12 protein-coding genes are annotated in these 13,691 nt (G+C 50.7%); 10 read left to right on the top strand and 2 right to left on the bottom strand.

Going from position 1 to position 13,691, the window contains the following annotated elements; translation table 11 throughout:
• Positions 1-115: 115 nt before the first annotated feature.
• The gene (locus L0665_RS10095) at positions 116-547 is read right to left on the bottom strand and encodes a methylated-DNA--[protein]-cysteine S-methyltransferase (protein ID WP_274925558.1); all 432 of its coding nucleotides are present in this window, start codon (positions 545-547) and stop codon (positions 116-118) included.
• Complete coding sequence (locus L0665_RS10090) at positions 538-2,544, bottom strand: ATP-dependent DNA helicase (protein WP_274925557.1); 2,007 nt, start codon at positions 2,542-2,544, stop codon at positions 538-540. The genes L0665_RS10095 and L0665_RS10090 overlap by 10 nt, the downstream gene beginning before the upstream one ends.
• A gap of 119 nt (positions 2,545-2,663) precedes the next feature.
• Here L0665_RS10090 and L0665_RS10085 point away from each other — a divergent pair, with 119 nt between their 5' ends.
• The 10 genes from L0665_RS10085 (at position 2,664) to L0665_RS10040 (ending at position 13,638) form a co-directional block, all read left to right on the top strand.
• Positions 2,664-2,900: a PspC domain-containing protein gene (locus L0665_RS10085; protein WP_274925556.1), complete on the top strand. Its 237-nt coding sequence runs from the start codon at positions 2,664-2,666 to the stop codon at positions 2,898-2,900.
• Between the two features lie 67 nt (positions 2,901-2,967).
• Entirely contained in the window at positions 2,968-4,308 is a 1,341-nt protein-coding gene (gene purB, locus L0665_RS10080; protein ID WP_274925753.1) for an adenylosuccinate lyase, read from the top strand.
• A gap of 116 nt (positions 4,309-4,424) precedes the next feature.
• Entirely contained in the window at positions 4,425-5,144 is a 720-nt protein-coding gene (locus tag L0665_RS10075; RefSeq protein ID WP_274925555.1) for a queuosine precursor transporter, read from the top strand.
• A 186-nt stretch (positions 5,145-5,330) separates the two neighbouring features.
• Positions 5,331-6,317, top strand: coding sequence for an asparagine synthase C-terminal domain-containing protein (locus L0665_RS10070; protein ID WP_274925554.1), 987 nt, complete (start codon positions 5,331-5,333; stop codon positions 6,315-6,317).
• Between the two features lie 14 nt (positions 6,318-6,331).
• Positions 6,332-6,601, top strand: a complete 270-nt coding sequence (gatC, locus tag L0665_RS10065) for an Asp-tRNA(Asn)/Glu-tRNA(Gln) amidotransferase subunit GatC (RefSeq protein WP_274925553.1) — start codon at positions 6,332-6,334, stop codon at positions 6,599-6,601.
• A gap of 2 nt (positions 6,602-6,603) precedes the next feature.
• Complete coding sequence (gatA, locus tag L0665_RS10060; RefSeq protein ID WP_274925552.1) at positions 6,604-7,908, top strand: Asp-tRNA(Asn)/Glu-tRNA(Gln) amidotransferase subunit GatA; 1,305 nt, start codon at positions 6,604-6,606, stop codon at positions 7,906-7,908.
• A gap of 1 nt (position 7,909) precedes the next feature.
• The gene (gatB, locus tag L0665_RS10055) at positions 7,910-9,346 is read left to right on the top strand and encodes an Asp-tRNA(Asn)/Glu-tRNA(Gln) amidotransferase subunit GatB (protein WP_274925551.1); all 1,437 of its coding nucleotides are present in this window, start codon (positions 7,910-7,912) and stop codon (positions 9,344-9,346) included.
• A gap of 6 nt (positions 9,347-9,352) precedes the next feature.
• The gene (locus L0665_RS10050) at positions 9,353-12,178 is read left to right on the top strand and encodes a DNA topoisomerase I (protein WP_274925550.1); all 2,826 of its coding nucleotides are present in this window, start codon (positions 9,353-9,355) and stop codon (positions 12,176-12,178) included.
• A 15-nt stretch (positions 12,179-12,193) separates the two neighbouring features.
• Positions 12,194-12,880: a phosphoglycerol geranylgeranyltransferase gene (locus tag L0665_RS10045; RefSeq protein ID WP_274925549.1), complete on the top strand. Its 687-nt coding sequence runs from the start codon at positions 12,194-12,196 to the stop codon at positions 12,878-12,880.
• A gap of 20 nt (positions 12,881-12,900) precedes the next feature.
• On the top strand, positions 12,901-13,638 hold the full coding sequence (locus tag L0665_RS10040) for an RNA methyltransferase (RefSeq protein ID WP_274925548.1): 738 nt from the start codon (positions 12,901-12,903) through the stop codon (positions 13,636-13,638).
• Positions 13,639-13,691: the final 53 nt, after the last annotated feature.

Below are 13,691 nucleotides of genomic sequence, written 5' to 3'. Positions count from 1 at the left end.
ATTCCAGGCATATCCGGAGAGGACAAAATATTCAGAAGGGACAAACAAAGGAACAAAAGACAATCTACAGTTCCCAATGGATGAATACCCACGGCAAAAAATACAATTCACACAGCTATTCTTTCTGTTCCATTGCAAGAAGAGCACTTTTTATTGAGATGTCAGGAGTGAAACCACCAAGCCCGCCCTTTGCCACAACACGATGGCACGGGATGACAAGCGGGGTTGGATTCCGTCGCATTGCTATTCCCACCACCCGGGGCGATGTATCACACTCCTGTGCAATTTCTCCGTATGTGGCAGTCTTTCCATATGGAATCCTGCAGACCGCACGATACACTGCAGCATAAGGCGCATTTTCTTCCGTTGCAACAGATTTGAGGGGAGGAGTTGCACGAATGCTGCCAGTGCAGTATGCCCGAATGGCAGGCGGCACTGGCCCCTCTTCACCAGTCTTTGCAAAAGACACGCGATGGATACATTCTTCAGACCAGTCCACATGAACCCACCAGAGGTTAAAACGGCAGGCACCGGATTTCAGCGCCACCCTTTTGCCTCATCAGCAAATGAGGAGATCGTACATGGTATCATCTCTTCCTGCATCCAGGGAGGGAGACCACCATGGACTTCAGACTCAAAAAACCGACTCTCCCCAATCAAAAGAACACCCCGGTCTTCCGGTGTGCGCAGCACACGTCCCAATGCCTGCAGGACGCGATTAATAGCAGGCATAGTGTATGAGATGAATTCACCCTCCCGCCCAAACTTGTTTTTGAAATACTGGTTCGTCATCCGCCGTACTTCGGAGAACGGCGCAAGCGGCAAGCCAAATACCAGTGCACCCGAGAGAAGTTCCCCCCGATAATCCAGCCCTTCACTCCATTTACCACCACAGACACCAAAGAGAATGCCATATTCTCCCCGTGACGGGAGGGACATAAACTCCCGAAGGTCATTTGCCGCATCTGAGGACGAAGAAGATTCAATATAGACCTTCTTGTGATACAGACGTGACGGAAGCCCTGCCGTGAACCTATCCAATAACTCATATGATGGAAAGTAGACGGCCAGACTTCCGTGGAGGGCTGCAAAACTGCGGATATACTCTTCAATTCGCCCGGTGTTTCCGGCATCCCGCCGCATCCGATAGGTGGATGTGACATCCTGTGCACAAAAAAGCGCACGGTTCTCCTCCGGAAATGCATTCGGAAGAGTGAGTGTCTTTACCGGCAGGTCTTCAAAATAGAGGCGCCGGTATTGTTCCACGGGAGAGAGTGTACCGCTGATAAAGATGGCACAGGCATGATAGGAAGCGATGTCCTTCATGGTAGATGACGGGTCGATATTTCGTACCTGAAGAGAGATTTCGTCTCCTTTTTTCCGGTAGAGTGTGAGAAATGCGGGGTCATCAAGCGCCCGCATGATCCGGTAGAAAAAGGCAGTAAGTCGTTCTACAGCACTTTCTTTAAAGTCCCCTGCCTGTTTTTGTGCTTCATGATAGGTCTCTTCTGCCCGGAGAAGGTCGTCAACGATATCATCGATACGCTGATACAGACTACCGGTCAGAACAAAACGGACAAAATTGGAAGGGTCAAACCAGTCCTCTTCCTTGAATGAACGCTGCAGGGAGTCCATAAACTGCCCGACACGGGGCAGCATATTCAGGAGAGCATCGGCTCCTGCAACACGCCCACGCATTCTCCCCAGTTCAGTCATACCCAAATCCAGAGAGCCCCGAATAAGGGTAACTGACTGTATACTCTCAACAGTATCTCCACAATTGTGTGCCTCATCAACGAGCAAAAGTGCATTTTCCGCTTCAATTCCCAGTGACAGATAGAGTTGGTCACGGATCTCTGTGTTAAAGAGGTGATGGAAATTGAGGAGAATCACATCAGCATCCCGTGCCGCCTGCAGCATCACCTCATACGGACAGAGACCTTTACTAAATTCATGAAGACGGTCAGGATTTACCTTTGTTCGTGCCACCTGATCTCCACGCGTCTTAAGAGTGGCCGAGGGCACCATTCGCAGGCCGTCTGCCCCCTCTACAAATACCCGGCTCCGGATGAAATAGGGACACAGAAGGGGATGTTCCATGTCCTGGAGTCGAATCTGTTCACTAATTATTTTATCATTGGCAGGCACATGCGCACCTTTCCGCGCACGTTCCCGCATCAGTGAAGAGGAGAATGCCTTCAGACCCTCACATATACGATATGTATCCCCTTCACCCCCCATCGGACACATCTGCCGTTTTCCCACGAGATAGGCATAGCGCAGCTTCGGTTGTTTTTTCCGAACGAGTTCGAGTTCACGCATAAACGTATTGAGCTGGCTGACCGTCCGTACAGCAACAATGACCTTTCTGCCATTTGCCTCTTCAAGGAGGGCTGAAACTACACTTGATTTCCCGCTCCCTGTCGGGGCATCAATCATCCCGATGCCACCTTCCCGTGCACAGTCAGCTGCCATATCCAGCATATCTTCCTGGTGGGGACGGTATGATCCGTACGGAAAATAGTCTCCTCTGACGACGCCCATTATCTTCCATGTTTGTCTGTGGTGCATCATCTACCCTTGGGTATGGACTGGCGAAATTCATCTGAATACCATAAAAGGCACAAAGAAATTTTATCCGGAAGGCAACAGATACATACAGTATGCAATCATCACGCCATTTCGGCCGGTCTGCTGACAACCGAATGCTGGGAGGTGTCTGCGCAGGCATTGGCGGCTACCTGCACGTCAGTCCCACACTGATCAGGATTGTCTGGGTGGTGCTCACGATATTCACGTATTTTGTGCCCTTTATACTGCTCTACATCATCCTCTGGGCCCTGCTTCCGGAAGAGAGTGACCCGATGGTAATTGACGCAGATTACCACATCAGAGAATAACCACTGCTCTTTTTTACCCATTTTCTGCAAACCATTTTTGCGCATCCGACCGCATGTAATGAGTACTATGGCAATCCACCCCATCGACTTCCGATACGGCACTCCGGAGATGCGAGCTGTCTGGGACGAAGATAATCGATTTCGCTGTGTAGTTTCAGCTGAAGTCGGCCTTGCTGTCGCAGAGGCAAAGGCAGGAGTTATCCCCCAGGCTGCTGCGGATGAAATCGAGGCACACGCACCAGATGCATCCCTTGCACGCGCAAAGGAAATTGAAGAAGAAATTAACCACGACATGATGGCCATCGTAAAGGCCCTTTCAGAAGTCTGCGGCGGGTCTGCACGGTGGGTCCACTATGGGGCTACATCAAATGATATTCTCGACACGGCAACCGGCCTGCAGGTGAGAGATAGTCTTGGCATCATTGAGCAAAAACTCAGAACACTTCTGGGCGTGCTCTTAAAACGCAGTCTCGAGACAAAAAACCTGGTCTGCGCCGGGCGTACCCACGGACAAATTGGTGTACCCACCACCTACGGTCTGCGGTTTGCCATCTGGGCATCTGAAGTATCACGCCACATTGAGCGGCTGGAACAACTCCGCCCACGGGCAGCTGTCGGACAGATGACGGGCGCTGTCGGGACACAGGCATCACTAGGGAGTGCCGGTACTGCGGTCATGGCCAATATGATGGAATATCTTGGCCTGACCCCGGTGGACGTCTCCAGCCAGGTCATCCAGCGTGACCGGTTTGCAGAGTATATCATGTTCCTTGCAAATGTGGCCACCACTCTTGACAAAATTGCTCTTGAAATACGGATGATGCAGCGCTCTGAAATAGGTGAGCTGGAAGAGGCCTTTGGTAAAAATCAGGTAGGTTCTTCCACAATGCCGCACAAGCGCAACCCGATTAAGTCAGAACAGGTTTCAGGCCTGTCACGTATCGTCCGGGCCATGATCGAGCCGGCCCTTGCTAACAACGTCCTCTGGGATGAGCGGGATCTCACCAACTCTTCCTGCGAACGAATTACCTTCCCTGAGACGAGCATTCTCTGTGACCACATCCTCACCGTCATGACAAAGGTGCTCACCGGCCTGCGCATCCGTGAAGATAATATCCGGAAAAATCTGGACCTCCTCCATGGCGTTAACATGGCAGAATCCGTGATGATTCAACTGACGAAGCGCGGAATGGACCGGCAGGATGCCCATGAACGGGTGCGTGTCGCATGCATGATTGCACTTGAAGAGAAACGTCCGGTTGCGACAGTATTTTCAGAAGACAAAGATGTTGCTGCTCTTATCACCTATGATGAAATTGTAGAGCTTTTGAATCCGGACAACTACATCGGAACCGCTGTAGCCCAGGTTGAAGCCCTCGCTGAAAAACTGGGACCACTCACCATTTAACCGGGAAACTTTTCCCGGACAATCCATTTTTGATGAAATGATATCTCAGATGTGTATCAATTTATTCTACCCCGTATGGCCACGATACGACCGCTACCACCAGGGAGAGTAATAATATGACATTTCCTGTTGTCTGGATATACTGGGCGATAAGTCTCACCATCGTTACGTATGCGGCTGCATGGATGCTGAACAACAGACGGGAATACGGTTATGCTGCGCTTGTGGCTATATATGCGGTTTATCTCGCAGCTTCCCAGATTCTCGCCGCACGAGTGGTGGAATTTGATATCGGCATCTATGTCTTCATCGCACCGGCGGCAGTATTCATCTACCCGTTCATCTCTCAGGCAATTGATATGATCAATGAAGTATATGGAATGAAACGGGCCCAGATTGCCATTTTCATTGCATTCATAACTCAGGTGCTTCTGGTTATCTTCTTTGTCATGACAAATTCCCTCACACCAGCCCCTTTCTTTGCCTACGAAGAGGCATGGCAGGAGATCTTCACCTTCGGCATCCGCCTCACCGTTGCGTCATGGATATCATTTCTCATTACCCAGACCATTGACACACGCATTTTTGCCGGCCTGAAAAAGCGCTATGAAAAGAGAATCATCCTGCGATCTGTGTCCAGCGACGCCGTTGGCCTGACCCTTGATTCCATCATCTTTGTCACCATCGCCTTTGCAGGTGTGGCTCCTCTTCTGCCACTCATTATCGGCCAGATTGTTGCCAAAAATATCATTGGGTTCCTCGACACCCCATGGTTTGTCTGGTACAAGAAGATGCTTGAAGATAAACCGGCCCCTCCAAAAGACCAGACCCAGTAATAAAATCCAGATCTTTTTTTAGAGAGACCAACTTGTTTTACGAAATGATCAAGCGTGAATCAATTTTGTGTGAATTATGAGGGACAGATCCTGCACCAATACCCTTACCGGCCAAATTCACATTCTTTTTCTAGTCAGTGAAGATAGTGTACCTGAATAACCGGACATATCAGGATCGAAGCATACATGGCAGTAGAGATTAGCCTGAAAGGCTGGATAGAAACAGATGGCACCCTTCTTACCACAGAAGAGATTGGCGGCCGCCTCTCCGGAGGGACAGAATGGCTCACTTCATGTGGAGGAGAATTTTTTCTTACCTGGGAAGACGGTTGTGCACGCGATCATATGGGGATTGTCCCCGGCAGATGCGATGCAGGAGTGGTGATGGAAAAGGGAGCGGTTACCGGCCATGTGAGACCGGAACCTCCCCTGTTACCCCTTGCAGATGCCATTGAAACCGCCGTATTACTCAGAAATACTGAAGGAATTGTCGCATTCTCAGGCGGCGTTGACTCCGCTCTTATTGCAGCAATTGCAAAACTTCCCTGCGTGACCGTAGGGATTTCCGGCTCACATGACATCTCCCATGCAACAGAGGTGGCGAATGAAATCGGTCTGGATCATATCTGTGTCACCGTCACTCCTGATGAGGTTGAAGATGCCCTGAAGGCAGTGATGAAGGTAATTCCCCGTGTCACCCCGGTTGATGCATCAATTGCAGCAACACTGTATTTTGTCGCACGGTGGGCAGGTGAAAACGGGTATTCCCGTATTCTTGCAGGCCAGGGGGCAGATGAACTATTTGGGGGATATTCACGATATCTTGAAGCAGAGGATCTGGAGCGTCTCTTCCGGGATGACTTTGCCGGCCTTGCAGTGCAAAGTGCACGCGACCAGGCAGTGGCAGGTCTTTTTGGCTGCTTTATTTCCTGCCCGTTTCTGGATACACGTGTTGTGCGCGCTGCAGAAGCGATTCCTGCAGATAAAAAGGTATTCGGGGGAGTACGAAAACGTCCCCTCAGAAAGGTCGCATGCAGCTATATGCCACAGGAAACAGCCTGTTATGAGAAGAAGGCAATGCAGTATGGAAGCGGTATCTGGAAGGTCATCCAGCGGGCCGCACGCAAAAACGGTTATAAAAACTCAGTACAAGGGTACATGAATCAACTCTGAAGGGCGCGAGACAGATGGTTTTGGAAAACGATGTTGAAGGAATTGCAAAACTTGCAGATATCCATATAAAAAAAGAAGAACTGGGGGAATTTACCTCTCAGTTCAATCATATACTTGAATATTTTGATATCCTGGATACTGTCAGTGATGGGGAAGAAGGCAAAGCTGACTTGGTAAATGTCCTGCGTGAAGATGAGGTTACCCCTTCACTGACGCAGGAAGCAGCATGTGCCAACGCCCATGAGACAGAAGACGGGCATATCAGGGCACCACGGGTGATGTGAGAATGGTAAAAGAGTACTTCTTTGAAAAAACAGACCGGACGAATGCATTTATCACCCGTCTGGATCTGGCCATGTACGAAGAGACTGGTGGCCCGCTTGAAGGAAAAGGAATTGCTGTTAAAGATAATATATCGACAGCAGGTATCCCTACCACCTGTGGATCCCGTATTCTTGCAGGATACGTCCCACCCTTTGATGCACATGTAGTAACATGCCTCAGGGAAGCAGGCGCTGCTATCGTGGGCAAGACAAATATGGACGAATTCGGGATGGGAACCACCACTGAAAACAGTGCATACGGGCCCACCACAAACCCGCACGACACATCACGGGTTCCCGGAGGGTCATCCGGCGGAAGTGCTGCAGCAGTCGGTGACGGCATGGTTGACATGGCACTGGGGAGTGACACAGGCGGGTCAATCCGCTGCCCGGCAGCATTCTGTGGTATTGTTGGTCTCAAACCAACCTTTGGCCGTGTTTCACGCTACGGGCTCATTGCATACTCCAACTCTTTGGAACAGATCGGTCCTCTGGGACAGACAGTAACAGATGTCAATACGCTGATGTCTGCCATTGCAGGCCCGGACTCCCGTGACTCAACAGCCTATGACCGTCCCTATACCCACACACCATCCAGTGAAATTGCAGGCATGAAGATCGCAGTTCCTGAGGAATTCTTCGGGGAAGGTGTGGACCCCACCGTTGCAGAGAGTGTGCGCAATGCTATCGGGAAACTGGAAGATGCCGGTGCTGAGACGATGGCCTGTTCCATCCCCTCCATGGCATACGCCCTTGCCGCATACTACGTGACATGCACAAGTGAGGCATCATCAAACCTCTCCCGCTTTGACGGTGTACGCTTTGGCCCCTCCGTTGAGACAAAACGCTCATGGCATGATGAATACCGTGACCACAGGGGCACATTCTTTGGAAAAGAGGTGCAGCGCCGTATCCTCTTAGGGACATTCGCCCTTTCTGCCGGATACTATGGGAAATACTACGCAAAGGCACAGGTGGCACGGGAGAATGTGCGCAAAGACTTCCTCAGAATATTCAAAGACGCAGATATCATCGCAGGCCCTACCATGCCACAGATTGCATTTAAACTCGGCGAGAAGAGTGATCCCCTCTCAATGTATCTTGCAGATATCCTGACTGTCCCCGCAAACCTCGCAGGAGTACCTGCCATATCGGTCCCCTGTGGAACGGTTGATAAGATGCCTGTCGGCCTGCAGTTAATCGGCCGCCACTTCGAGGATGAACGGGTTGTGGATGCTGCGTTTGCATACGAGACGGAGGTGATCTGAAATGACAGACAAAACAGTCATCATCGGTCTTGAAATTCACTGCCAGCTCAATACAAAGACAAAGCTCTTCTGTGGCTGTTCCACTGATTTTCAGGGAGATGAACCAAACACTCACGTATGCCCAATCTGTCTGGGACTCCCCGGTGCGATGCCACGCCTGAACAAACAGGCAGTGCTCTATGCACTGAAAGTGGCAAAGGCCCTGAAACTGACCGTACCGGAAGTCTCTGAATTTTCCCGTAAGAATTACTTCTACCCTGATCTCCCAAAGGGCTACCAGATATCCCAGTATGACAAGCCAATCGCAGAGAAGGGCATCATGGAAGTTGATGACGACGAGGGGCACCCAAAAAATATCCGCATCACCCGGATTCATCTTGAAGAAGATCCCGGAAGGCTTATTCACAAGACCTCACGGGATCGTGCAGGCTACTCCCTTGTTGACTATAACCGGAGCTCCATACCCCTGATTGAGATTGTTACCGAACCTGATCTCCGGTCCCCGAAGGAGGCACGCCGCTTCCTGAACAAACTCCGCTCAACACTGGAATACCTGGAAGTTTTCGACGGTGAGCGTGAAGGATCCATCCGTGTGGACGCGAATATCTCCATAAAGGGCCATAACCGGGTGGAATGCAAAAATATCTCTTCATATAAGGGAGTGGAAAAGGCACTCAACTTTGAGATCACCCGCCAGCGCAACCTCATCCGGAAGGGACAGAGAATTGAACAGGAGACACGCCATTTCCTGGAAGGACGGGGCATCACCACCTCCTCACGCAGTAAAGAGAACGAAAACGACTACCGGTATTTCCCGGAACCCGATCTCCGCCCCCTGAGAGTCTCAGGGTGGATTGATGACATTGTCCTCCCCGAACTTCCGGATGCACGCCGGGAACGGTTTATAGCACAGTATGGCATCTCGGAGAATCATGCCCGCACCCTCACCGGTGACCTGAAGGTCGCTAATTTCTATGAATCGGTTGCAGATGCGGACCCGGCCATTGCAGCCATATGGGTGGCAGACATTCTCCTTGGGGAAATAAACTACCGCTCAATGCGCATTGATGACGTGCCCACGATGAACATAGGAGACCTCATTGCCCTCATCCGTGATGGCACCATCACCGACAAATCCGGTGTTGAAGTACTCAGAGTTATGCTTGACCATTGCATAGGAGAGGATGTGGAAACCTGTGAAATGCCGGCTGACATCGTAACCCGCCTGGGCCTTACCAAGGCTGCGGGAGATGATTTCACTGCGGAAATAGGTAAAGTCATTGCCGCGAACCCGAATGCCGTTGCAGACTACCATGCCGGGAAGAAAGGAGCGGTAAACTTCCTCGTGGGTCAGGTCATGAAAGCAACACGTGGACGGGCTGACCCCAAAGAACTCAATACTGCAATGGCTGACGCTCTGAAAGAAACGGAGGAGTGACACCAAATGCACCTCATCATTGCAGAAAAGAATATTGCAGCCCGACGTATCGCAGAGATTCTTGCTGGTGCCGATTCAGTATCCTCTGAAAAGAAAGGACCAAAAGTTCGCACGGGAAAGGATAATGGTGTCAATACCTACCGGTTTGATGACACCATCACCCTGGGGCTGCGTGGCCACGTGGTGGAGATTGATTTTGAACCGGGATACAGCAACTGGCGTTCAGAGATAAATACACCACGGACTCTCATCGATGCCAAAACCATCAAAAAACCAACCGCGAAAAATATCGTCTCCCTGATAAAAAAGATCTCCAAAACAGCAACTCTTGTCACCATTGCCACTGATTATGACCGGGAAGGAGAACTCATTGGCAAGGAGGCCTTTGAGATAGTACGGTCCACAAATAAAGACGTACCAGTCCACAGAGCCCGATTTTCTGCAATCACCCCACAGGAAATAACCACTGCCTTTGAAGACCCTGCAGGTATTGATTTTGATCTCGCAGCAGCAGGTGAGGCACGCCAGATAATTGACCTTTTGTGGGGGGCATCCCTTACCCGGTTCATCTCAATTGCCGCAAAACGGGGTGGAAAGAGCATTCTTTCCGTCGGCAGGGTACAGAGCCCGACACTTGCAATGATCGTCGACCGGGAAAAAGAGATTGAGGCATTTGTACCGGAACCCTACTGGATGCTCTCAGTGGATTCGGAAAAAGATGGAACACCCGTCACCGCACGCCACACCACTGACCGGTTCCAGGACAAACGCGAGGCAGTACAGGCAGAACATAACACCGCTGCACCGCTCGTTGTTACCAGTGTAAAGGAAGGAACCCGAACGGATCGGGCACCAGCACCTTTTGACACCACATCGTTCATTGTTGCAGCAGCCCGTCTGCATTTCTCTGCGGCAAACGCGATGCGTATCGCAGAAGATCTCTATATGAACGGATACGTCTCCTATCCTCGTACGGACAATACCGTATACCCAAAATCACTGGATCTTGATGAAATCCTGAAGGAGCTTAAGAAGACCAGTCTCTCAAAGGCAGTGCAATGGACACAGGCAAACCGCAGGAAGGAACCGACCCACGGCAAAAAATCAAGCACTGACCATCCACCAATTCATCCGGCAGGTGCCGCGAAAAAAGAGGCCCTCACCGATGACCAGTGGAAAATATATGAACTCATTGTCAGACGATTTCTTGCGACACTCTCGCCTGACGCACGCTGGGCGACACTAAAATACCTCTTTGACGCTGGAACGGAGACTTATACTGCCACCGGATCCCGCCTCACAGAGGCTGGTTACCGGGAAGTCTACACCTACAGTGAGGCAAAAGATACCATCCTTCCTGAAATGCAGGTAGGAAATCATCTCCCTATCCTTGCTATCAACAATGAGGAAAAGTTCACCACACCACCACCCCGGTATTCCCAGTCCAAACTGATTCAGCAGATGGAAGAGCTTGGTCTTGGGACAAAATCTACCCGGCACGAAGTGATTGGCAAACTGATCTCGCGCCGATATGTGGAGGGAACGCCTGTTCGCCCCACCCTCGTCGGAAGAGGTGTTGTTGAGGCGATGGAGAACCACAATGTGCCCATCACAAATCCGGAGATGACACGCACCATCGAACAGCACATGGAGGAGATAAAGGAGGCAAACCTTACCCGTGATGAGGTCATCTCTGAATCCCAGACAATGCTGCGCCACGTCTTTGATGCCCTCGAAGCAAACGAAGACCAGATCGGACGTGAGATCATGGACCGAAACGATGAGGAGAGGATCATCGGAAAATGTCCGGTCTGTGGGCACGACCTCATGATACGCCAGACCAAAGGGATGTCACAGTTCATCGGATGTACAGGATATCCCAACTGTACATTCAATATCGGCCTTCCCAGTGCTATGTGGGGCACAGCCATTCGTGAAGACAAGGTATGCGAGATACACAACCTCAATTACGTCCGCCTTATCCGGAAAGGAGCACGTCCATGGGAGATCGGGTGTCCCCTCTGCAACCACATCAGCTCAAATCACGAAGCACTCATGATGATGCCATCTTCAGACGAGGAGATGATTGCACGCCTGCATGCATCCCATATCTACAGTGTGTATGAAGTGGCGAACCTCGAACCGGAACGACTGACAAAAGCTCTCGGTACAGATAAGGCAACCGTGGCCTGCCTCCGGGAAGAAGCACAGGGGGTTCTCGAAATCCTCAGAAAACGTTCCGAATTGAAGAAGTTTGTCCGCAAACATGTAGTACCCCGGCGTGGCCGCTCACCCGCCAAAGTGGCTGCAGCACTTGTAGAGGCAGGGGTCGGTGACATGGGAGGACTGGCTGCAATGACACCGGAGGCACTCACACAGATGCACCTCTCCGCAACAGAGGCAGAAACTCTTCTTAATGAGACACGGGCAGTCCACAACCGTGCTGCACTCCGTGAATACGGGGTGCCTGCAGTGAGTCTGAAGAAATACTTTGAAGCAGGCATCACGACGCCGGCAGACTTCTGTGCCCTTCATCCGGCATACCTCAGCATTATTACCGGGATAAAACCAGAAACCGCGTGGAAGCATGCAACAGCTGTCTGCACCGGAATGGGTGTTACACCACCGAAAAAGGTTACCACAAAGATGGTAGAGACCGGGCGAAACGAACTTCTGGATATTTCCGGTTTGGGAGAATCAATGCTTGAACGGCTGTACCGTGCCGGTGTTATTGACACAACAGGACTGAAGGATGCAGATGCCAAAAAACTCGGAAAAGCAACAGGGATACCCACAGAAAAGATCCGTGCATTTCAGGATGCATGCAAATAAAACATATTGATAACGATGGATGACAGCTGGAAGGACTGGGTTCACATCACAAAACTGGACCCGGACAAAGTAATTGACAACGATACTGTCGCAGATATTGCGACAAGTGGAACAGACGCCCTGATGCTCTCAGGGACACTAAATGTAACCCAGGAGAATATGCGGGAACTGATCATGCAGGTGAAAGAGTATGATCTGCCCATCGTTGTTGAACCTGCAGGGCCTGAAGGAGTGGTTCTGGATGAAGTGGACGCCCTCTTTGTACCCAGTGTCCTCAACACCCCTGATATGCGCTGGATGGTCGGAACACACCAGAAATGGGTAAAACATAACCACATTGACTGGACAAGAGTTATTCCTGAGGCCTATATCGTCCTGAATCCGGCATCATCAGTAGGGAAAGTAACAGCGGCAATCTGTGACATCTCTGCAGCAGATGTCGCTGCTTATGCAGAGGTGGCAGACCAATATTTTTCATTCCCTGTGGTATATATCGAATATTCGGGAACATATGGCGACCCAAAAGTCGTAGCTGCAGCATCAAAGGCGGTATCTGATGCCCGCCTCTTCTATGGCGGTGGCATCAATAACGCAGAGAAAGCTGCTGAAATGGGGCAATTTGCTGACACCATTATTGTTGGCAATGCCGTCTATGACGACGGTGTCTCTGCACTCAGGGCGACCGTGAAGGCAGTCCAATAACGAAAATACAGGATATGCACATGCCAGAGGTCGAAATAGTCCTTGTTGAACCCCTTTACGAAGGTAATATCGGATTTGCAGCACGAGTGATGAAGAACTTCGGGTTTACCCGACTTGTCCTTATCAACCCACCCGAGATGGGAATGGAGGCATTCACCCGGGCATCCCATGCACAGGACGTGCTGGCGTCAGCGGTGATCGCAGAATCCCTGGATGATGTAATTGCAGAGTCCAACATGCTTGTTGCAACAACCGGAGAACTCTCAAAGACGATATCCCATGCAATGCGCATGCCCTATTATGCCCCCAACGAACTTCGGGATATTGTTGCTCCTGTTGATGGCAGAATATCCATTCTCTTTGGCAGGGAAAACTGGGGCCTGTCCAATGAAGAGGTGCGACAGTGCGATGTTGTCTGCACCATTCCCACATCACCAGAGTATCCGATTGTAAATATCTCCCATGCAGTAGGTATTGTCTGCTATGAGCTTGCACACCTCTCGCGGGGGAATTACATCACTGCTTCGCGGCGCGATATGGATGCCCTCTACACCCATATTGACGAATTTTTGGACCTCATCGATCACCAGGAATACAAGCGGGAAAATACCATGACCATGATGCGACGGATCTTTGGGCGCACCCTTCTTACCGGGCGGGAAGTGACCACGCTCCATGGGATTATCAGCCGTTCCGAGTGGCATATCAATGTGGGAAAAGCAAACGACAGTGATGATCCGGTCACTGGGAAAAAATGAAACAGACCTCAACAGATTGTGACACGGCCGGCAATTTATCAAGAGAAAATAAA

It is taken from the genome of Methanogenium marinum, from assembly GCF_028912405.1.
GTDB classification, from domain to species: Archaea; Halobacteriota; Methanomicrobia; order Methanomicrobiales; family Methanomicrobiaceae; genus Methanogenium; species Methanogenium marinum.
This window is presented reverse-complemented; position numbering and strand designations above follow the sequence as displayed.

Excerpts from the sequence above, each read along its gene's own strand:
- L0665_RS10090 (WP_274925557.1), bottom strand. The coding sequence starts at position 2,544 with ATGGGCGTCGTCAGAGGAGACTATTTTCCGTACGGATCATACCGTCCC.
- L0665_RS10085 (WP_274925556.1), top strand. The coding sequence starts at position 2,664 with ATGCAATCATCACGCCATTTCGGCCGGTCTGCTGACAACCGAATGCTG.
- purB (WP_274925753.1), top strand. The coding sequence starts at position 2,968 with ATGGCAATCCACCCCATCGACTTCCGATACGGCACTCCGGAGATGCGA.
- L0665_RS10075 (WP_274925555.1), top strand. The coding sequence starts at position 4,425 with ATGACATTTCCTGTTGTCTGGATATACTGGGCGATAAGTCTCACCATC.
- L0665_RS10070 (WP_274925554.1), top strand. The coding sequence starts at position 5,331 with ATGGCAGTAGAGATTAGCCTGAAAGGCTGGATAGAAACAGATGGCACC.
- gatC (WP_274925553.1), top strand. The coding sequence starts at position 6,332 with ATGGTTTTGGAAAACGATGTTGAAGGAATTGCAAAACTTGCAGATATC.
- gatA (WP_274925552.1), top strand. The coding sequence starts at position 6,604 with ATGGTAAAAGAGTACTTCTTTGAAAAAACAGACCGGACGAATGCATTT.
- gatB (WP_274925551.1), top strand. The coding sequence starts at position 7,910 with ATGACAGACAAAACAGTCATCATCGGTCTTGAAATTCACTGCCAGCTC.
- L0665_RS10050 (WP_274925550.1), top strand. The coding sequence starts at position 9,353 with ATGCACCTCATCATTGCAGAAAAGAATATTGCAGCCCGACGTATCGCA.
- L0665_RS10045 (WP_274925549.1), top strand. The coding sequence starts at position 12,194 with ATGGATGACAGCTGGAAGGACTGGGTTCACATCACAAAACTGGACCCG.
- L0665_RS10040 (WP_274925548.1), top strand. The coding sequence starts at position 12,901 with ATGCCAGAGGTCGAAATAGTCCTTGTTGAACCCCTTTACGAAGGTAAT.